This window comes from Streptomyces sp. HUAS 15-9, assembly GCF_025642155.1.
Classification (GTDB): domain Bacteria; phylum Actinomycetota; class Actinomycetes; order Streptomycetales; family Streptomycetaceae; genus Streptomyces.
On sequence record NZ_CP106798.1, the window covers coordinates 6,394,666 to 6,415,158 of the forward strand.

The window sequence follows — 20,493 nt, forward strand, 5'->3', positions numbered from 1 at the left end:
TCAGGGCGTGGGAGCGGGGGAGCACGTGCTGTGCACGATCAGGGGTGGCGCCCAAGCGGTGACGTGACCGCCCTCGCCGAGCGCCTGCCTCCCACCTAGTACTCAACGGGCATCAACCCCGTCTGCACCAACGCATTGCCCTTGCGACGGGAGACGAAGACGCCCCTCCCCGCCGGCATCGGCCGCGGTCGCACGCCGCCCAGCAGATCACCCTCGCTCGGGTCACCGGCCAGGACCACTCCCTGTGCGCCGAGTTCTGTGAGCCGTTGCATGAAGGCCTCGAAAGAGGCCCGCCCCGCACCCGCCGTCGATCGCGCGATGATGAACCGCACGCCGACGTCGCGGGCGAACGGCAGCAGTTCGGTGAGGCCGGCCAACGGGTTCCCGCTGGAGGTCGACACCAGGTCGTAGTCGTCCACGACCACGTACACCGTCGGCCCTTGCCACCAGCTCCGCTCCCGCAACTGCTGGGCGGTGACGTCGGCGGTGGGTGTGCGCCGCTTCATCAGCTCGGACAGGGCCACCATGTGATGGTCCATGGAATTGGACATCGGGATGTACTCGGCCAGATGCGAGGCCGGGGTGACGTCCAGCAGCGACCGTCGGTTGTCGACCACGAAGAACTTCGCCTCGTCGCCCGAATACCGCTCCGTGAGCCGCTTGATGAGCAGCCGCAGCAGGTTCGACTTGCCGGACTCGCTCTCGCCGAAGACCAGGAAGAACGGGTCCTGCTCGAAATCGACGAACACCGGCTCCAGGTTGTTCTCGTCGAGGGCGAACGCGACCCCCAGTTGCGGGAACCGATCCCCCGGCGGCAGCTGCTCGGCCGGGAACTCGCGGGGCAGCAGCCGGACTTCCGGCGCTCCCGGTGCCTCCCAGTGCCGGGACACCTCGGTCGCCAGGGCCGCGGTCGCGTCGGCGAGATCGGTGTCGGACGTCAAGCCGTCGATCCTCGGGATGGCGGCCATGAAATGCAGCCGCTGCGGCGACAGCCCGCGTCCAGGCACCCCGGTGGGGACGTTCGCCGCGACCTTCCGGTCGATCTCGGAGTCCATCGTGTCACCGAGGCGCAGCTCGAGGCGGTTCATCATGTGGTCCTTGAGGTTCGCCCGGACCTCCACCGACCGTGACGCCGTCAGGACCAGGTGGATGCCGTAACCGAGTCCTCGCGACGCGATCTCCAGGACCGCCGGCTCCAGACCCTCGTATTCCGTGCGGAAGTTGCCCCAGCCGTCGATCACCAGGAACACGTCGCCCCACGGCTGGTCGACGACCGAGATGTCACCGCGGGCACGCCGGGTACGGAAGTCCGCTATCGAGGCGATGCCCGACGCCCGGAAGTACTCCTCCCGGCGCCGCAGCACGCCGTACACCTCCGAGACGGTCCGCCTCACCCGCTCGGGGTCCAGCCGGGACGCCACACCGCCCACGTGCGGCAGGCCGGCCACCGCCGCCATGCCGCCGCCGCCGAAGTCCAGCCCGTAGAACTGCACCTCGTACGGCGTGTGCGTGAGCGCGAAGGAGCACATCAGCGTCCTCAGCAGCGTCGACTTCCCGGACTGCGGACCGCCGAGGATCTGGAGGTGACCCGCGGCACCGGAGAAGTCGAGCCACAGCGGCTCACGACGCTGCTCGTACGGCTTGTCGACCAGACCTGCCGGGACGACGAGGTTCCCGGCACCCTCGTAACCGGGCTGCGTCAGGCCGCGTCCCGGCACGGCCGTGAGCTTGGGCAGCAGTCCGTCCAGCGAGGGAGGGCTGTCCAACGGCGGCAGCCACACTCGGTGGGCGGCCGGGCCCTGCGCCTCCAGACGGCGCACGATCACATCGAGCACCGTGTCCGCGAGCGCGTCGTCGACCTGCGGTGTCGTCTCTGCCCGCGGCCGCGGGACCGACGTGTACCGCAGGGGCACCTCCGTGGCGGTGAACAGCACCGGCCGCCGGTCCGCGGGCAGCGGCCCCCCGGCCGCTGCCGCCTGCCGGGCACCGGAGCGGTACACGCCGGAGACGTACGCCGCCTTGAACCGGACCATTTCGTCGGTGCCGAACTTCAGGAAGCCGGACCCGGGGATGTTCGGGAGCTCATAGGCGTCCGGCACGCCCAGGGCAGCACGTGACTCGGCCGCGGAGAAGGTGCGCAGACCGATGCGGTACGAGAGATAGGTTTCGAGGCCGCGCAGCCGGCCCTCCTCGAGACGCTGCGAGGCCAGCAGCAGATGGACGCCGAGCGACCGCCCGATGCGGCCTATCTGGACGAACATCTCGATGAAGTCCGGTTTGGCCGTCAGCAGCTCGCTGAACTCGTCGATGACGAGCACGAGGGAGGGGATCGGCCCCAAGGGGGCGCCCGCCGCACGGGCCTTCTCGTAGTCGTGGATGTTGGCGTAGTTGCCCGCGTCGCGCAGCATCTCCTGGCGCCGGTTGAGCTCGCCCCGGATGGAGTCGCCCATGCGGTCGACGAGTGTGAGGTCGTCCGCCAGGTTGGTGATGACCGCCGCCACATGGGGCAGCTGTGCCATGCCTGCGAACGTCGCTCCGCCCTTGAAGTCCGCGAGGACGAAGTTCAGGGTCTCGGAGGAGTGGGTCACCGCCAGGCCCAGCACCAGCGTGCGCAGCAGTTCCGACTTGCCGGAACCGGTGGCGCCCACACACAGACCGTGCGGGCCCATACCCTCCTGAGCGGCCTCCTTGATGTCCAGCATGACGGGACGGCCGTCCTCGCCGATGCCGATCGGTACCCGCAACCGTTCGGCGAGCCCGCGTGGCCGCCAGGTGCGCTGGGGATCCACGGACGCCGCGTCCCCGAGGTTCAGCAAGTCGGTGAACTCGAGGTTCGCCAGCAGCGGTTCGTCGTCGTCGCCGCCGGAGGCGATGCGCAGCGGGGCCAGTTGCCGGGCAAGTGCTTCGGCGGATTCGTACGACAGGAAGTCGGGAGTGCCTTCGTAGACGTTGCCGCCCGCCGACTCCAGGCGCAGCACGGTGGGCTGCACGACGACCGCGAGGTCGCCGCGGGCGCCGGTGAGTTCACCGGGCACGACCTCGACGACGGTGACGCCCTGCAGGCCTTCGGGATTGGCCAGGGCGGAGTCCGGCGGCAGGGAGGCACCGTCGAGCACGACGACGATGTGCGGCTCGTCCGGGAGCGGCCCGGCCTCCGGGTGGAACCGGGGGCGGCCGGTGAGCCGGGCGGTCAGCAGCGTCTCCAGGGCCTGCGCGTCGGTGCCGATCAGCCGGCGGGCGCCCGCCCCGTCAACGGCATCGGTCGTCTGCGCATGGGGAAGCCACTTGACCCACTCCCAGTTCGGCAACCCGTCCCGTCCCGCCGCGATGGCGACGACCAGGTCCTCCGGAGAGTGCAGCGCCGTCAGCGAACCGACCAGGGCACGCACGCAGGAGCGTACGGAATCCGGGGCGCCGCTGACGGTGACGTGGTAGAAGGCGCGCAGCGACACCGCGATCGGCAGGTCGTCCAGAGTGCTGTGGAGGCTGAGGAATCGTTGCATCGCGCCCGCCGTGAGCGGTTCCAGCCGGCCGGCCGGACCGGTCTCGGGGGCGACGAGGGGCGTAGCCAGCCCCTGCGCGCCCAATCCGACGCGCACCTGGGCGAAGTCCTCGTCTCCCGGCCTGCGTTCCCACACCCGGCTGCCCTCGGCGACCAGGGCCCACAGCTGCTCGGGGGAGGGATGCAGGTAGTACTGCGCGTCGCGTTGCGCCCCGGCGGTGTCCAGGGCCGCCCGCCGGGTCTGCGACAGGTACCGAAGGTAGTCGCGCCGCAGGTCGGCCAACTGGCCCTGGGAACCACGCCGGAAACGGACCACCATCGCGATGGACATGGCGATCGTCGACGCGATCATCACGATGCCCATGATCCTCATGAACGGCTGCCCGCTCGTGAAGAAGAACACCACCGAGCCACCCATGCCGAGCGTCGGCAGCAACTGCATGAGCACGCTCTCGTGCTGGCCCCGCGGAAGTTCCGGGGGAGGCTGAAGAGCGACTTCTCCCGTGGGCACTTCGGACGGCAGCGCCCGAGGCGGGCGCTTCACGACGATGTGACTCACTGCTCCCCAATTCCCTTGTCGGGCCCCAAGAATGAGGTCCGCCCCCCGTTTACAGGCGAACGCAGGCCGCCGCGTGATCCTACTGACTCCACGAATGACCGGGTGGCGGTAGGGTGCCGGGTGTTCGCTCGAGCACATGCGAACAGACCCCGCGCACCGGGGTATTCCGTGCGAGGCGTCGGCGCACGCCACTCCTGGCGGGGCCGGGCGGCGCCCTGTGTGTCGTCCGCTCGAGCCCAGACGGGAGCAAGACGCGGGTTCTCACATCACGGACGCGGAACCATCACTGAGGGGGAGCACAAGGTGAGCACGACGGCCACGGGGACAGCTGTGCCCGGCGCCGGGACGGGGTCGGGGCTCGGTTTCTGCCGCGTCACGATCGTCGCGCCCGACAGCCGGATCGACATCGCGTTGCCCGACGACATCCCGGTCGCCGACATCTACCCGGAGATCCTCAGGCTCTCCCGCCAGAGCCCCGCCGAAGGCGCACCGGTCGGCTATCACCTCGTACGCCGGGACGGCACCGTTCTCGACAGCTCGCGTTCCTTCACCGCGCAGCGGATCCTCGACGGCGAACTCCTCACCCTGCGCCCCTTCTCCGAGTCGCTGCCGCCCGCGGTCTTCGACGACGTCTCGGAGGCGGTCGCCTCGGCGGTGACCCCGCATCGCACCCTGTGGAGCGGCGAACCGACGCGTGCCGCGGGACTCGTAGGCGCAGGCGTCCTCGCCGTCCTGCTCTCCTTCGTCGCATGGACGGCCGATCCGCGGCACGACATGCACAGTCTGCCCGGCGTCCTCGCCGGAGTCGCCGGAGTCCTGCTGGTCGTGTTCGCCGTCGTGCGCGGCCGGATATACGACGACCGGGGGGCGGCCACGGCCCTGGGCCTCGGTGCCCTTCCCAACGTGGGTGTAGCGGGCTCCGGGCTTCTCTCCCTCGCCCACGGCCAGGGCATCGGCAAGCTGCAGTTCCTGCTCGCCTGTGCGGCGGTCCTGGTCGTCGCGGTGATCCTCACCCTGTGCGCACCCGGCGGCGACGGACCGTTCGTCGCCTTCGTCGTCGCCTCCGCGGTCGGGCTGATCACCGTGTTCGTGGCGATCCTCGTGCACTGGACACCGACGGAGATCGCCGCTCTGTGCGCGCCCGTCGCGGTCGGTGGCCTGGCCTTCCTGCCGGGCCTCTCCATGCGCTTCGCCAGGCTGCCGATCGGCTTCGACCCGCCGGACACCGCACCGCGCAGCGTGTACGCCGCGGAGGGCGTGGCACCCGAGCCGGTGGACCTCGGCCGGATCGAGGCACAGGCCCGCCGTGGCCATGAAATCCTCGTGGGGCTCGTGGGCGGCTGTGCGCTGACCGGTGTCGCCGCGTGCGCGGTGCTCGGATTCTCCGACGACATCTGGGCCCAGCTCCTCGCCCTCGCCACCGCCGTCGCGCTGCTCACGCGAGCCCAGCTCTTCCGCTACACCGGTCAGGTGGCCCCGCTCCTGGCCGCGGGGCTCGGCTCACTCGTCCTGCTCGGTCTCGGCCTGGCGCTCAACCCGCCGCACCCGCTGATCCGCGAGGCCGTCACGGGGGACCGCAGCGCTTTGGACATCCGTACGATCTGGCTCGTCGCCGCGATCGCGGCAGCGGCGGCTCTCGTCGCCGCGCTCGGCCTCATCGTCCCGCGCCGCGGTCTCAGCCCCTTCTGGGGCCGATTCCTGGAGATCGTCGAGGGCTTCGTGCTCCTGACGCTGGTGCCTCTGGCGCTCGCCGTGTTCGACGTGTACGCCACCGCTCGGGCGATGACCAGCTAGTGACCCCCGGCCGGCCCCGCCGGTACGGACCGCACCCGCGGCGATGCAACCTCGAGAGTCGAGAAAGGGATCCTTCAGCGTGAGCTTCGGCCCGCCTCCTTCCGTCTTCACACAGTCCTCACTGACGGCGCACGACAAGCGGAAGAGGTATCGAAAGCGTCTGTTCGGCATTGCGGCGGCCGTACTCGCAGTCGCCCTGGGTGTGTTCGGCTGGCTCCTGACGCGCGCCGGCGACGGAGAACCGTCCGGCACCCATCAGGAGGCGGCCGCTCCCGCCGCGGACGAGGTCAGGGATACCGTCGAGAAGGTCCCGGCCGCGCCCGAGGGACAGGTGGTGGTCGACCACAACGAGGAAGGACTGGCGGGGGTCACCGAGTCGCACCCGCGCTACGCGCCCGGCACCTGGGCAACAGGCAAGATCCTCGCCAAGGGCGTGGCCGACAGGATCGTGGGCATCAAGGTCGAGCCGCACTACGACGAGACGGCCTGGACCCTCAAGCTGGACGGGCACATATGCGCCACCAGCAGCCACGTCACGGTCGACGGCCGCACGGCTGTCGTGGTGCAGCCCGCCAAGCGCAAGGGCACCGCCGGCGCGGGCATCTGCGACGAGGTGGTGTTCGTCGACCTGAACAACGGCAAGAAGCTGTGGCAGTCCTCGATGCCCTCGGCGAACTCGGCCTTCGTCACCAACACGAACCTGACCCTGACCAAGGGCGTGGTCGCCGTCGCCTGGGGCGAGGGCTCCGTGGCGTACGACATGAAGAACGGCAAGCAGCTCTGGAACAGCGCGACCCGCTCCAAGTGCGAGGACCAGGGTTTCGCCGGAGGGAGGGCGCTGCTCGCTCTGGAACGCTGTGGAGACGCGCCCGACACCACCTACCAGGTCGAGAAGCTCGACCCGCGCACGGGCAAGGCGCAGTGGACGTACAAGCCGGCCCCCGGAATCAAGTCCGTCTACCTGCCGTCGTCCGAGCCGCCGGTGCTGGCGGTCGCGGCCGGGGACACCTCGGTCACCGACCTGATCACGCTCGACGACAAGGGCAGGCACCTCGCCACGATCTCCATGGACAGCGGTGCGTACGACCCCAAGTGCGGTGACGGGATGGGCTTCTTCGGCGTCGTCGAGAAGTGCCCCGGCATGGTCGTCGGCCGAAGCCAGGTTTTCGTCATGAGCAAGGACCAGACCGAGATCGACCAGCCGGAGAACTGGATCGTCGCCTTCGACATCAAGACCGGCAAGACCGAAGGGAAGATCGACGGGCGTGCCCAGTCACCGGTCTTCCCCCTGCGGATGGGAGGCGACGACCTGCTGGTGTACCGGCGTTCGTTCAGCGACATCGAACCCGACGCCGTCGTGAGCTGGAACCCGCGCACCGGCAAGGAGACGGCCCTGCTCGTCTTCAGCCTCTCGGGCGGCGACAACCACATGCTGGGCGATCCCGAGCAGTCGGACATCGTCGTGGAGCGGGGCCGGGTCTTCTTCGCGAAGCAGGAGCTGTCCGCAGACCCCAAGCACCCCAAGGACCCAGTGCTGTCGGCCCTCGGTGTCGGGAGTGCCGGTTGAGCCGCAGGGATGCGTGGACGGGCGGCACGCGCGCGTGCCGCCCGTTTCCTGTCACTGCGGGGTGAGCCCTCCGTTGTGCTCCATCGGCTCCAGGTCGAACTCCCCGTCCCGCGCCCCCAGCACGAACGCCCGCCACTCGGCCTCCGTGTACCGCAGCACGGTGTCCGGGTCGAGGGACGACCGCATCGCAACGGCACCTTCGGGCAGGTACGCGATCTCGACCCGCTCCTCGTGCTCCTCCGTTCCTGGTGCGCAGTGCCATTCGACGTCCGAGATGTCGAGCGCGTACAGCTCGTCCCGTTCCCGCTCCTTGCGCGCCTTGAGTTCCCTGTCCTCGGCATCGGTCATGGCGACCAGGTCCTTCCTGCTGTCTCAACGAGCTGCGCAGTCACCCTACTTGCCAATGTTGTCCCAGGTCAGACGTTCACCGATGTGCGCCCGTTCGCGAAGGGTGACAACACCGTCACAGGCGTCGGCCTTCCCGGCAGAAAGAGTTCACCCGTGAGTTTCGGCCCGCCGCCGTCCCCGTACACGCAGTCCGCACTGGAGGGCGACCGGCGCAGAAGACGCGGCAGACACCTCGTCATGGGCGTGACGGCCGCGGTGGTCGCGGCCGCGTGTCTGGCGGTCTGGGGTCTTGCCGAGGCCGGTGGCGGGACATCGGCCGGTGAGCGTCGGGCGGCTGCCCGACAGGATCCCGACGACATCAGGGAGACCGTGGAGACTCCCCCGAAGTCGGTCGAGGGCAAGGCGGCGTTCGAGTACACCGAGCAGATCAAGGAGGTGGGCAAGAAGGTCGGTGCACCGGGCACGTGGGCCACGGACAAGACATTCGCCAAGGGCTTCGGGAACCACATACAGGGCGTGGCCATGGACGTTCCCGAGGAGAAGAAGAAGGACGCCAAGGCCAGGACATGGAAGCTGACCTTTCCCGGCCCCCTCTGCGCCACGACACGCCACGTCAGCGTGGCGGGCTGGACAGCCGTGGCCTTCTCCACGGAGGCCGCCGAGCCCGCGGCAGCCCCCGAAGTCACCATGACACGGCTCTGCGACGGCCTTGCGCTCGTCGATCTCGACAAGGGCAGGAAGCTCTGGCAGGCCAAGCTGCCCGGGGAGAATCCGCCCACCGGCGTCACCGTGACCATGACCGACGGCGCCGTCGCCCTCGCCTGGAGCCAGGGCTCGGCCGCCTACGACATGACCAGCGGGCGGCGGCTGTGGGCCGACACCACCCCCTCGGCCTGCGCGGACGAGGGCTTCGCCGGGGGACGGCACCTGCTCGCGCTCCTCAACTGCGGTGACTCGGCCGCACCCACGTACCAGGTACAACGCATCGACCCCCGCAGTGGCCGTACGAAGTGGACGTACAGAGTGGCCCGCGGCGTCAAGGACGTCTACCTGGTCTCCTCGTCGCCGGCCGTCATCGCCGTCGCGGCGGGTGACGACCTCGTCACCGACCTGATCTCCCTCGACGACGGGGGCCGCGCCCGCGCGCGGATCCCGTTGATCCGGCAGCACCAGACCGTCGACTGCTACAAGACCTTCAGCCCCGAGGTCGACAGCTGCCATGCGATCGTCGTGGGGGAGCGGCAGGTCTACATCGCCACGGACGAGGACATCGTCGCCTTCGACCTGGCCACCGGAAAGAGCGAGCTCAAGTTCGACTCCCCGTCGGGCGGGCAGATGTACCCCATAAGAATGAGCGGCGGCAAACTGATCGCCTACCGTGAGAGCGGTGGCTATTCGCCCAGCGTCTTCGTCGCCATCGACCCGGCCACGGGACGAGAGAAGCTCCTCCTGCTCTTCGCGGAGAGCCCCGACGTGGACATGCAGCCTCTCCGTGATCCGACGACGGGCGATGTGCTGTACGAGCACGGCCGGGCCTACTTCGCCGAGACGAGCGTCGACGGACCGGAGAACAAGGGCCAGGTGGGCGAGATCGCTACCGTCGCGGTCGGCATCGAGAGCGTGCGCTGAGCCGGGGGCAGGGCCATCCGTCCGGGCTGGTACCCTGAGTGACGGCCGTATGTGTACGCACCCCCGGAGCCCCGCAGGCACCCCCTGCATGCCCTGGAGGCCGCGCGCAGCGGATCTCCGCCTTCCGAGTGATGGAAGTTCCCCCGAGCAGAAGACCGGGGGCGCTCGGTCGGCCACTCACGGACTATGAGGAGTACGCGTGTCGCTCGACGCCGCTACGAAGAAGCAGATCATCGGCGAGTTCGGTACCAAGGAGGGTGACACCGGCTCCCCCGAGGTCCAGGTCGCCATGCTCTCCCGTCGGATCTCCGACCTGACGGAGCACCTCAAGACCCACAAGCACGACCACCACTCCCGCCGTGGTCTGCTCATCCTGGTCGGTCAGCGCCGCCGGCTGCTGCAGTACCTGGCCAAGAAGGACATCCAGCGCTTCCGTACGCTGGTCGACCGCCTCGGCATCCGCCGCGGTGCTGCGGGCGCCAAGTAAGACGCCGTGAAGGGAGCGGTTCCCGATACGACTCGGGGGCCGCTCCCTTTGCCGTACGTGCGGAAACGTGCGGAGTGTCACTCACGCTTTGTAGTGTGGTAGCACAACGCATTACGGACGACACAGCACAACAAGAAGAGGAGAAGCGCACCTAGCCGCCGCCGGTCCTCGGTAGTGGCCCCCGGGGGGAAGCGAACCCCGGGTGCTTCGATCGAAGACCGGCCCGCACCGCACGGAGCGCTTCTCCGCAACCGTCCCCCTGCCATACGGGCAGCCAGGGACGAAGACGAGGAGAAAACGCTAGTGGAGAACGAGACCCACTACGCCGAGGCCGTCATCGACAACGGCGCCTTCGGCACCCGTACCATCCGCTTCGAGACGGGCCGCCTGGCCAAGCAGGCCGCCGGCTCCGCCGTTGCGTACCTGGACGACGACACCATGGTGCTGTCGGCCACCACCGCATCCAAGAACCCCAAGGACCAGCTCGACTTCTTCCCCCTGACGGTGGACGTCGAGGAGCGGATGTACGCCGCCGGCAAGATCCCCGGCAGCTTCTTCCGCCGTGAGGGCCGTCCCTCCGAGGACGCGATCCTCACCTGCCGTCTGATCGACCGCCCGCTGCGCCCGTCCTTCAAGAAGGGCCTGCGCAACGAGATCCAGGTCGTCGCGACGATCATGGCCCTCAACCCCGACCACCTGTACGACGTCGTGGCGATCAACGCCGCGTCCGCGTCCACGCAGCTGGCCGGTCTGCCCTTCTCCGGCCCGATCGGCGGCGTCCGCGTCGCGCTGATCCGCGGCCAGTGGGTCGCGTTCCCGACGCACACCGAGCTCGAGGACGCCGTCTTCGACATGGTGGTCGCCGGTCGCGTCCTGGAGGACGGCGACGTCGCGATCATGATGGTCGAGGCCGAGGCCACCGACCACACGATCAAGCTGATCGAGGGCGGCTCCGAGGCGCCGACCGAGGACGTCGTCGCCGCTGGCCTGGAGGCCGCGAAGCCCTTCATCAAGGTCCTGTGCAAGGCCCAGGCCGACCTCGCCGCGAAGGCCGCCAAGCCGACCGCCGAGTTCCCGATCTTCCTCGACTACCAGGACGACATCCTGGAGGCGCTCTCCGCCGCCGTCCGCCCGGAGCTCGCCTCCGCGCTGACCATCGCGGGCAAGCAGGAGCGCGAGTCCGAGCTGGACCGCGTCAAGGTGCTCGCCGCCGAGAAGCTCCTGCCGGAGTTCGAGGGCCGCGAGAAGGAGATCTCCGCCGCGTACCGCTCGCTCACCAAGCAGCTGGTCCGCGAGCGCGTGATCAAGGAGAAGAAGCGCATCGACGGCCGTGGCGTGACGGACATCCGCACGCTCGCCGCCGAGGTCGAGGCCCTCCCGCGGGTGCACGGTTCCGCGGTGTTCGAGCGTGGCGAGACCCAGATCCTGGGCGTCACCACCCTGAACATGCTCCGCATGGAGCAGCAGCTGGACACCCTCTCTCCGGTGACCCGCAAGCGCTACATGCACAACTACAACTTCCCGCCGTACTCCACCGGCGAGACCGGCCGTGTCGGCTCCCCGAAGCGCCGCGAGATCGGCCACGGCGCCCTCGCCGAGCGCGCGCTGGTGCCGGTGCTGCCGACGCGCGAGGAGTTCCCGTACGCGATCCGCCAGGTCTCCGAGGCGCTGAGCTCCAACGGCTCGACGTCCATGGGCTCGGTCTGCGCCTCCACCATGTCGCTGCTGAACGCCGGTGTGCCGCTGAAGGCCCCGGTCGCCGGTATCGCCATGGGTCTGATCTCCCAGGAGATCGAGGGTGAGACGCACTACGTCACCCTCACCGACATCCTCGGTGCGGAGGACGCCTTCGGTGACATGGACTTCAAGGTCGCGGGCACCAAGGAGTTCGTGACCGCCCTCCAGCTCGACACCAAGCTGGACGGCATCCCGGCCTCCGTCCTGGCCGCGGCCCTCAAGCAGGCCCGCGACGCCCGTCTCCACATCCTCGACGTGATGATGGAGGCCATCGACCGGCCCGACGAGATGTCCCCGCACGCCCCGCGGATCATCACCGTCAAGATCCCGGTCGACAAGATCGGTGAGGTCATCGGCCCCAAGGGCAAGATGATCAACCAGATCCAGGAGGACACCGGCGCCGACATCACCATCGAGGACGACGGCACGATCTACATCGGTGCCGCCGACGGCCCGTCCGCCGAGGCCGCCCGCGCCACGATCAACGGCATCGCCAACCCGACGATGCCCGAGGTCGGCGAGCGCTACCTCGGTACGGTCGTGAAGACGACCACCTTCGGTGCGTTCGTCTCCCTGCTGCCCGGCAAGGACGGTCTGCTGCACATCTCGCAGATCCGCAAGCTGGCCGGCGGCAAGCGCGTGGAGAACGTCGAGGACGTCGTCGGCGTGGGCCAGAAGGTCCAGGTCGAGATCGCCGAGATCGACTCCCGCGGCAAGCTCTCCCTGATCCCCGTGATCGAGGGCGAGGAATCCGCAGCCGACAGCGGCTCCGCCGCGGGCGGCGAGGACAAGAAGGACGACACCGACAAGTGACGTCGAGTAGCTCCAAGGCGACGGCCCGCACCTCTTCGGAGGCGCGGGCCGTCGCCCGTACCCAAACCCTGATCAAGGGCGCCGGAGGGATCGGTACGGTGCGTAAGACCACCCTCCCGGGCGGCCTGCGCATCGTCACGGAGACCCTGCCCTCCGTGCGCTCGGCGACCTTCGGCATCTGGGCGCACGTCGGCTCCCGCGACGAGACGCCCGCGCTGAACGGCGCCACGCACTATCTGGAGCACCTGCTCTTCAAGGGCACCACGCGCCGCTCCGCCCTGGACATCTCCTCCGCCATCGACGCGGTCGGCGGCGAGATGAACGCGTTCACGGCGAAGGAGTACACGTGCTACTACGCGCGCGTGCTCGACACCGACCTGCCGCTCGCCATCGACGTCGTCTGCGACATGCTCACCGGCTCGCTGATCCTCGAAGAGGACGTCAACGTCGAGCGCGGCGCGATCCTCGAGGAGATCGCGATGACCGAGGACGACCCGGGCGACTGTGTGCACGACCTGTTCGCGCACACGATGTTCGGCGACAACGCCCTCGGCCGCCCGGTCCTCGGTACGGTCGACACGGTCAACGCCCTGACCGCCGACCGCATCCGCCGCTTCTACAAGAAGCACTACGACCCCACCCACCTGGTGGTCGCGGCCGCGGGCAACATCGACCACAACAAGGTCGTACGACAGGTCCGTGCCGCCTTCGACAGGGCGGGCGCCTTCAAGACCACCGCGGCCGAGCCCGTCGCGCCCCGCAACGGCCGGCGCAGCATCCGCACCGCGGGCCGCGTCGAACTCCTCGGCCGCAAGACCGAGCAGGCGCACGTCGTCCTCGGCATGCCCGGCCTGGCCCGCACGGACGACCGCCGCTGGGCGCTCGGCGTGCTGAACACGGCCCTCGGCGGCGGTATGTCGTCCCGTCTCTTCCAGGAGGTCCGGGAGAAGCGCGGCCTGGCCTACAGCGTGTACTCGTACACCTCCGGCTTCGCCGACTGCGGTCTCTTCGGCGTGTACGCGGGCTGTCGTCCCTCGCAGGTCCACGACGTGCTCAAGATCTGCCGCGACGAGCTCGACCATGTCGCCGGCAACGGTCTGTCGGACGACGAGATCGGCCGCGCCATAGGGCAGTTGCAGGGCTCGACCGTCCTGGGGCTCGAGGACACCGGCGCGCTGATGAACCGTATCGGCAAGAGCGAGCTGTGCTGGGGCGAGCAGATGTCCGTCGACGACATGCTGACCCGGATAGCGGCCGTGACCCCGGACGAGGTCCGCGAGGTCGCCCGCGACATCCTGGGACAGCGTCCGTCGCTGTCGGTCATCGGCCCGCTCAAGGACAAGCAGGCCTCCCGGCTGCACGACGCCGTCGCCTGAAACCCTCCGGCTGAACACCCCCGGCCGAACATCTCCGGTTAGGAAGCATGAAGATGAGCAAGCTGCGCGTGGCGGTCCTCGGTGCCAAGGGCCGGATCGGTTCCGAGGCGGTACGGGCCGTCGAGGCCGCCGAGGACATGGAGCTGGTCGCCGCCCTCGGCCGGGGCGACAAGCTGGAGACCCTGGTGGAGACCGGTGCCCAGGTCGTGGTCGAACTGACCACCCCCGCCTCGGTGATGGGCAACCTCGACTTCTGCGTGCGCCACGGCATCCACGCGGTCGTCGGCACGACCGGCTGGACCGACGAGCGCCTGGCGCAGCTCAGGGGCTGGCTCGCCCAGTCCCCGGAGGTCGGTGTGCTGATCGCGCCGAACTTCTCCATCGGGGCCGTTCTGACCATGAAGTTCGCGCAGATCGCGGCACCGTACTTCGAGTCGGTGGAGGTCGTCGAACTCCACCACCCGAACAAGGTCGACGCCCCGTCCGGCACCGCCACGCGCACCGCCCAGCTCATCGCCGAGGCCCGCCGCACCGCCGGTACGGCCCCGGCGCCGGACGCGACCGTGACGGCCCTGGAGGGGGCCCGCGGCGCCGACGTCGACGGCATCCCGGTGCACGCGGTCCGGCTGCGTGGCCTGCTGGCCCACCAGGAGGTCCTGCTGGGCGGCGAGGGCGAGACCCTCACCGTCCGCCACGACTCCCTGCACCACAGCAGCTTCATGCCGGGCATCCTGCTCGGCGCCCGCCGCGTGGTGTCGACTCCGGGCCTGACGTTCGGCCTGGAGCACTTCCTGGACCTGGGCTGACCGAGGACCCCTGCACATGCGCGCGAAGATCTCCTATGCCGTGACGGCCGCCGTCCTGGTCTTCTACTTCGTCCTGGTCGGCAGCCGCGGCGTCATGCTCATCCAGTCCGGCACGCTCATCACCGTCACCTTCGGGGTCGCGGTGCTGATCCTGCCGGTGATCGGTCTGTGGTTCCTGTGGAAGAACACCCAGTTCGTCCGCAACGCCAACCGGCTCGCCGCCGAGCTCGACGCGGAGGGCGGCCTGCCCGTCGACGAGCTCAAACGCACCGCCGGCGGCCGTATCGACCGTGACTCGGCCGACGAGGTCTTCGCCAAGCGCAAGGCCGAGACGGAGGCGTCCCCCGACGACTGGCGCAGCTGGTTCCGCCTGGCGGTCGCCTACCACGACGCCCGCGACACCCCGCGAGCCCGCAAGGCAATGCAACGAGCCATCGCCCTCCACGCGGGCAAGCCGGCTCAGACCTGACACGGACGCGTCCCGCGGTAGGGGCCGACCAGCACTACCGCGGACGGGCCCTCGGCCGTACCTGCGCGTAAGAGAGGCCGGCCCGAACTGCCGCGGACCGGCCTTTTCGCGTTCTGCGAGAGGCAGCCCCGCCGCATTCCACCGCCGAGGTCTTCAAAGGACCCTCTGCCGCACGGGTGCGAAGGAAGGGGTCGGCCCGCACCACCGCGGACCGGTCCCTTCGCGGCGCCCGAGCGGCAGCCCAGGGTCCCCGGTGCACCTGTATGGAGCAGAGGCTCGCCCGCAGGCTGCAGCAGGCCGGCCTTCTCGCGTTGCCCCGGGCGGCAGCCCCGTCGCGGCAGCCCCCGTCAGCCCTGGCGGTACTCCGCCGCCCATGCCTCCACCGCGTCCGCTGCCCTGTCGAAGGCCGAAGCGCGGCCCAGGAAGTCGAGGTCGTGCGTGGTCAGCAGCGGGGCCGTGTCCCCGGCGGCGCGGTCCTTGCGTACGAAGGTCAGCGCCTGGCCCTGCACCGTGCGCGGCAGCCCCAGCCAGCGCACCGGCTGTTGCGCCGTGCGCACCGAGACCACTTGCTTCCAGGGCACCGTACGCGTCACGAGGAAGGCCACCTGGCGCACCCCGCGCGCGCTCACCCACACGCCCATGCGCAGCAGCCGCAGCGCCACGGCGATGAAGGCCAGCGCGATGCAGAGGATCACCGTGGCGGAGGACGACGAGCCGGTCAGGGCGATCAGGACCGCCGCGAACAGCACATACGAGGCGAGCAGAAGCCACAGCGCGGCGACGGCCACCCGCCACGGCCCGGGCCGGTAGGGGCGCCGCCAGCGCGTGCGGTCGTCGTAGGGCAGGGCGACGTCGTCGGCTGCCTCGAAGGTGCGGTCGGCCGTCAGGAAGGGCAGGGGCACGGCTGGTCCTCACTCATTCCACATGGGCTGTGCCCGGTGAGGCTATCCGCCTGTGTGCAACCCCCACCACCCGTGGGGGTCCGGAAGGGTCAGTGCCCCTGGGACGCCTGGGACTGCTGGGTCCGCGTGGTGGAGGGGGTGGACAGCGCCGGTCCACCGAGGACGACGGAGCCCACGAGCCCGGCGACGATCGTGAGTCCCAGCAGCCAGCGCCCGGCCACCTGACCGACGGAAGACCGCCGGCGGGGCGGGGGAGCGACATTGCTGCGGAACGTGTCGGCCTCGGCGAGGAAGGCGAACGGGACGGGCTCGCGCCGACGGGACATCGGACTGCGTCTCCCTTCGGGGATCGAACGAGTGGCTCTCACCAACACAGACGAGCGAGAGACGCAAATGGTGCCCTCTTGCCCCGAATTCACAGAAGTTCTCCGAAGTTCGCCGAATCCGAAGTTCGCCGAAGATGTCGCGCCCCGGTACCGAACGCCCCGATGTCAGTGCCGGGCCGTAGAGTGGGCGCCGCCCGAGAGAAGTGATGGAAGGACCCTCCGAGCCGTGACCGACACCCCCGCCGACGCCCTCAAGCCCAGCTTCCGGAGCGATGTCACCGTCGAGCTGGTCAAGCACAGCGCGGCCGACTCCGACGTGCTGTGGGCCGCCCGCGTCTCCACCGCCGGCGAGCAGTCGCTGGACGAGCTGACAAAGGACCCGGAGCGCTCCAAGGGCCTGATCAACTACCTGATGCGGGACCGGCACGGCAGCCCCTTCGAGCACAACTCGATGACGTTCTTCATCAGCGCCCCGATCTTCGTGTTCCGCGAGTTCATGCGGCACCGCGTGGGCTGGTCGTACAACGAGGAGAGCGGCCGCTACCGCGAGCTCCAGCCGGTCTTCTACGTCCCCGACGAGTCCCGCAAGCTGGTCCAGGAGGGCCGCCCGGGCAAGTACGTCTTCGTGGAGGGCACCCAGGCCCAGCAGGAACTGGTCGGCCGCGTGATGGAGGACTCGTACGTCCACGCGTACGAGGCGTACCAGGAGATGCTCGCCGCCGGTGTCGCCCGCGAGGTGGCCCGCTCGGTCCTCCCGGTCGGCCTGTTCTCCTCGATGTACGCCACCTGCAACGCCCGCTCGCTGATGCACTTCCTCGGCCTGCGCACCCAGCACGAGCTTGCCAAGGTGCCGTCCTTCCCGCAGCGGGAGATCGAGATGGTCGGCGAGAGGATGGAGGCCGCATGGGCCGAGCTCATGCCGCTGACGCACGCCGCCTTCAACGCCAACGGCCGCGTCGCACCGTAGCCCGGTACACGTGTACGGGTCAGCCAGGTGAAGTGTCCGTATTGCGGCATTTGCGGAAGTTCATCTAGCCTGATCAAACGGACCCGGCACTGCCTGAACCCCCGAGCAGGCAGTGCCGGGCTCCACATTTGTCATGACTTTCCCCGCACCCCAAGGGCAGACCACGTATTGGGCAGCGAGTAGCGTGTTACCCATGGCTCCGACCTCCACTCCGCAGACCCCCTTCGGGCGGGTCCTCACCGCCATGGTCACGCCCTTCACGGCGGACGGCGCACTTGACCTCGACGGCGCGCAGCGGCTCGCCACCCACCTGGTGGACGCAGGCAACGACGGCCTGATCATCAACGGCACCACCGGTGAGTCCCCCACCACCAGCGACGCGGAGAAATCGGATCTCGTACGAGCCGTACTTGAGGCCGTCGGCGACCGGGCCCACATCGTGGCCGGCGTCGGCACCAACGACACCCACCACAGCATCGAGCTGGCGCGAGCCGCCGAGCGGGTGGGCGCACACGGCCTCCTGGTCGTCACCCCGTACTACAACAAGCCCCCGCAGGAGGGCCTGTACCGGCACTTCACGGCCGTCGCCGACGCCGCCGAGCTGCCGGTCATGCTGTACGACATCCCCGGCCGCAGCGGCGTCCCGATCAACACGGAGACGCTCGTCCGCCTCGCCGAGCACCCGAGAATCGTCGCCAACAAGGACGCCAAGGGTGACCTCGGCCGCGCCAGCTGGGCCATCGCCCAGTCCGGCCTGGCCTGGTACTCCGGCGACGACATGCTCAACCTGCCGCTGCTCTCCGTGGGCGCGGTCGGCTTCGTCTCGGTCGTCGGCCATGTGGTCACTCCGGACCTGCGGGCCCTCGTCGAGGCCTTCACCTCCGGCGACGTCCAGAAGGCCACCGAGATCCACCAGAAGCTGCTCCCCGTCTACACGGGCATGTTCCGCACCCAGGGCGTCATGACGACGAAGGCCGCGCTCGCCCTCCAGGGCCTGCCCGCCGGGCCGCTGCGCGCGCCCATGGTCGAATGCTCGACCGAGGAGATTGCCCAGCTCAAGATCGATCTTGCCGCCGGCGGGGTACAGCTCTGACACCAGACTTCACAACTGAATAGGCAGGACACCGGTGCCTGCACCCCACAACGACAACTGCTTCTGCACGAACGTCACGCGCGCCACGTGCCCTACCGGTACGTGGCGTGCGTGGTGAGGAGAGTCTTTTGAGTCATCCGCATCCTGAACTGGGCCCGCCCCCGCCGCTCCCCGAAGGCGGTCTGAGGGTCACCCCGCTCGGTGGCCTCGGCGAGATCGGCCGGAACATGACGGTCTTCGAGTACGGCGGCCGCCTGTTGATCGTCGACTGCGGCGTGCTCTTCCCCGAGGAGGAGCAACCCGGAATCGACCTGATCCTGCCGGACTTCTCGTCCATCCGGGACCGCCTCGACGACATCGAGGGCATCGTCCTCACCCATGGCCACGAGGACCACATCGGCGGCGTTCCGTACCTTCTCCGCGAGAAGCCGGACATCCCGCTGATCGGCTCCAAGCTGACCCTCGCGCTCATCGAGGCGAAGCTCCAGGAGCACCGCATCCGCCCGTACACCCTGGAGGTGGCGGAGGGGAACCGCGAGCGCGTCGGCCCCTTCGACTGCGAGTTCGTCGCGGTCAACCACTCCATCCCGGACGCCCTGGCCGTGGCCATCCGCACCCCCGCCGGCATGGTGGTGCACACGGGCGACTTCAAGATGGACCAGCTGCCGCTCGACAACCGACTGACGGATCTGCATGCGTTCGCACGCCTGAGCGAGGAAGGCATCGACCTCCTCCTCGCCGACTCCACGAACGCCGAGGTCCCCGGCTTCACCCCGCACGAGCGGGACATCTCCAACGTCCTGCGCCAGGTCTTCGGGGGTGCCCGCAAGCGGATCATCGTGGCGAGCTTCGCCAGCCACGTCCACCGCATCCAGCAGATTCTGGATGCGGCACACGAGTACGGCCGCCGGGTCGCCTTCGTCGGCCGCTCGATGGTCCGCAACATGGGCATCGCCCGCGACCTCGGCTATCTGAAGGTCCCACCAGGCCTGGTGGTCGATGTCAGGACGCTGGACGACCTGCCGGACAGCGAGGTGGTCCTGGTCTGCACGGGCTCCCAGGGAGAGCCGATGGCGGCTCTGTCCCGGATGGCCAACCGTGACCACCAGATCCGCATCGTCGAGGGCGACACGGTCATCCTGGCCTCGTCCCTCATCCCCGGGAACGAGAACGCGGTCTACCGCGTCATCAACGGCCTGACCCGCTGGGGCGCGAACGTCGTCCACAAGGGCAACGCCAAGGTGCATGTTTCCGGCCATGCCTCCGCGGGCGAGCTACTGTACTTCTACAACATCTGCCGCCCGAAGAACCTGATGCCGGTCCACGGCGAATGGCGCCATCTGCGGGCCAACGCCGAGCTGGGCGCCCTGACGGGCGTACCGCACGACCGGATCGTCATCGCCGAGGACGGCGTGGTCGTCGACCTCGTCGAGGGCAAGGCGAAGATCTCCGGCAAGATCCAGGCCGGCTATGTGTACGTCGACGGCCTCTCGGTCGGCGACGTCGGCGAGCCGGCGCTCAAGGACCGCAAGATCCTCGGCGACGAGGGCATCATCTCGGTCTTCGTGGTGGTCGACTCGTCCACCGGCAAGATCACGGGCGGCCCGCACGTCCACGCTCGCGGCTCCGGGATCGACGACTCGGCCTTCGGAGAGGTCATCCCGAAGATCACCGAGGTACTGGAGCGGTCGGCTCAGGACGGCGTCGTGGAACCCCACCAGCTGCAGCAACTCATCCGCCGCACGCTGGGCAAGTGGGTCTCCGACACCTATCGGCGCAGGCCGATGATCCTGCCGGTCGTCGTGGAGGTCTGACACACGTACGACCCCTCGTAAGCGTGAACCCGGAGCGGGGCGCCTCGATTTGCATCGGGGCGCCCCGCTCCAGTACGTTTACGGCTCCGCCTGAACGGGAACCTCGGCCGCGTTGTGCGCGCAAGAGACCCTCCCGAAGCGGGTGGAAATTCCGACTCAGAATCTCTGATAAAGTCGGAGCCGCCGGAAAGGGAAACGCGAGAGCGAGAACCTGGAAAGCACCGAGGAAATCGGGTCGGAAAAGATCTGATAGAGTCGGAAACGCAAGACCGAAGGGAAGCGCCCGGAGGAAAGCCCGAGAGGG

General features: G+C 69.2%; 15 protein-coding genes. 11 read left to right on the plus strand and 4 right to left on the minus strand.

Annotated elements, in window-relative coordinates; genetic code table 11:
- Positions 1-95: 95 nt before the first annotated feature.
- The gene (gene eccCa / locus N8I87_RS29665; protein ID WP_263213323.1) at positions 96-4,061 is read right to left on the minus strand and encodes a type VII secretion protein EccCa; all 3,966 of its coding nucleotides are present in this window, start codon (positions 4,059-4,061) and stop codon (positions 96-98) included.
- A gap of 303 nt (positions 4,062-4,364) precedes the next feature.
- Between eccCa and eccD the strand changes: the two genes are divergently transcribed.
- Together eccD and N8I87_RS29675 are read left to right on the plus strand one after the other, a co-directional pair.
- Positions 4,365-5,855, plus strand: coding sequence for a type VII secretion integral membrane protein EccD (eccD, locus tag N8I87_RS29670; protein WP_263213324.1), 1,491 nt, complete (start codon positions 4,365-4,367; stop codon positions 5,853-5,855).
- Between the two features lie 79 nt (positions 5,856-5,934).
- Complete coding sequence (locus N8I87_RS29675) at positions 5,935-7,422, plus strand: PQQ-like beta-propeller repeat protein (protein ID WP_263213325.1); 1,488 nt, start codon at positions 5,935-5,937, stop codon at positions 7,420-7,422.
- A gap of 51 nt (positions 7,423-7,473) precedes the next feature.
- On the opposite strand, the gene N8I87_RS29680 is transcribed toward N8I87_RS29675, so the two are convergent.
- Positions 7,474-7,770 carry a DUF397 domain-containing protein gene (locus N8I87_RS29680; RefSeq protein ID WP_263213326.1) on the minus strand — a complete coding sequence of 99 codons (297 nt, stop codon included), beginning with the start codon at positions 7,768-7,770 and terminating at the stop codon, positions 7,474-7,476.
- Positions 7,771-7,923: 153 nt separating this feature from the next.
- On the opposite strand from N8I87_RS29680, the gene N8I87_RS29685 reads away from it, so the two are divergent.
- The 6 genes from N8I87_RS29685 (at position 7,924) to N8I87_RS29710 (ending at position 15,087) form a co-directional block, all read left to right on the plus strand.
- Complete coding sequence (locus N8I87_RS29685; protein ID WP_263213328.1) at positions 7,924-9,399, plus strand: PQQ-like beta-propeller repeat protein; 1,476 nt, start codon at positions 7,924-7,926, stop codon at positions 9,397-9,399.
- 199 nt (positions 9,400-9,598) lie between these two features.
- On the plus strand, positions 9,599-9,886 hold the full coding sequence (rpsO, locus tag N8I87_RS29690; RefSeq protein ID WP_263213330.1) for a 30S ribosomal protein S15: 288 nt from the start codon (positions 9,599-9,601) through the stop codon (positions 9,884-9,886).
- A 303-nt stretch (positions 9,887-10,189) separates the two neighbouring features.
- Entirely contained in the window at positions 10,190-12,436 is a 2,247-nt protein-coding gene (locus tag N8I87_RS29695) for a polyribonucleotide nucleotidyltransferase (RefSeq protein ID WP_263213331.1), read from the plus strand.
- Positions 12,433-13,812 carry a M16 family metallopeptidase gene (locus N8I87_RS29700; protein ID WP_263213333.1) on the plus strand — a complete coding sequence of 460 codons (1,380 nt, stop codon included), beginning with the start codon at positions 12,433-12,435 and terminating at the stop codon, positions 13,810-13,812. Before N8I87_RS29695 ends, N8I87_RS29700 begins: the two co-directional genes overlap by 4 nt.
- A 53-nt stretch (positions 13,813-13,865) precedes the next feature.
- Entirely contained in the window at positions 13,866-14,618 is a 753-nt protein-coding gene (gene dapB, locus N8I87_RS29705; RefSeq protein WP_263213334.1) for a 4-hydroxy-tetrahydrodipicolinate reductase, read from the plus strand.
- Between the two features lie 16 nt (positions 14,619-14,634).
- Entirely contained in the window at positions 14,635-15,087 is a 453-nt protein-coding gene (locus tag N8I87_RS29710; protein WP_263213336.1) for a tetratricopeptide repeat protein, read from the plus strand.
- A 347-nt stretch (positions 15,088-15,434) separates the two neighbouring features.
- On the opposite strand, the gene N8I87_RS29715 is transcribed toward N8I87_RS29710, so the two are convergent.
- Together N8I87_RS29715 and N8I87_RS29720 are read right to left on the minus strand one after the other, a co-directional pair.
- A complete protein-coding gene (locus N8I87_RS29715) occupies positions 15,435-15,989 on the minus strand; it encodes an SCO5741 family PH domain-containing membrane protein (RefSeq protein WP_263213337.1) in 555 nt (184 codons plus the stop codon).
- A gap of 89 nt (positions 15,990-16,078) precedes the next feature.
- Complete coding sequence (locus tag N8I87_RS29720; RefSeq protein WP_263213339.1) at positions 16,079-16,315, minus strand: hypothetical protein; 237 nt, start codon at positions 16,313-16,315, stop codon at positions 16,079-16,081.
- Positions 16,316-16,541: 226 nt separating this feature from the next.
- Here N8I87_RS29720 and thyX point away from each other — a divergent pair, with 226 nt between their 5' ends.
- From thyX to N8I87_RS29735, 3 genes are all read left to right on the plus strand, one after another.
- A complete protein-coding gene (gene thyX / locus N8I87_RS29725; protein WP_263213341.1) occupies positions 16,542-17,282 on the plus strand; it encodes an FAD-dependent thymidylate synthase in 741 nt (246 codons plus the stop codon).
- A 193-nt stretch (positions 17,283-17,475) separates the two neighbouring features.
- Complete coding sequence (gene dapA / locus N8I87_RS29730) at positions 17,476-18,375, plus strand: 4-hydroxy-tetrahydrodipicolinate synthase (RefSeq protein WP_263213342.1); 900 nt, start codon at positions 17,476-17,478, stop codon at positions 18,373-18,375.
- Positions 18,376-18,503: 128 nt separating this feature from the next.
- A complete protein-coding gene (locus N8I87_RS29735) occupies positions 18,504-20,189 on the plus strand; it encodes a ribonuclease J (protein WP_263213343.1) in 1,686 nt (561 codons plus the stop codon).
- The last annotated feature ends 304 nt before the right edge of the window (positions 20,190-20,493 follow it).

What these genes read in the sequence shown, in the direction of transcription:
- N8I87_RS29680 (WP_263213326.1), bottom strand. Translation starts at nt 7,770, where the DNA reads ATGACCGATGCCGAGGACAGGGAACTCAAGGCGCGCAAGGAGCGGGAA.
- dapB (WP_263213334.1), top strand. Translation starts at nt 13,866, where the DNA reads ATGAGCAAGCTGCGCGTGGCGGTCCTCGGTGCCAAGGGCCGGATCGGT.
- N8I87_RS29710 (WP_263213336.1), top strand. Translation starts at nt 14,635, where the DNA reads ATGCGCGCGAAGATCTCCTATGCCGTGACGGCCGCCGTCCTGGTCTTC.
- N8I87_RS29720 (WP_263213339.1), bottom strand. Translation starts at nt 16,315, where the DNA reads ATGTCCCGTCGGCGCGAGCCCGTCCCGTTCGCCTTCCTCGCCGAGGCC.
- dapA (WP_263213342.1), top strand. Translation starts at nt 17,476, where the DNA reads ATGGCTCCGACCTCCACTCCGCAGACCCCCTTCGGGCGGGTCCTCACC.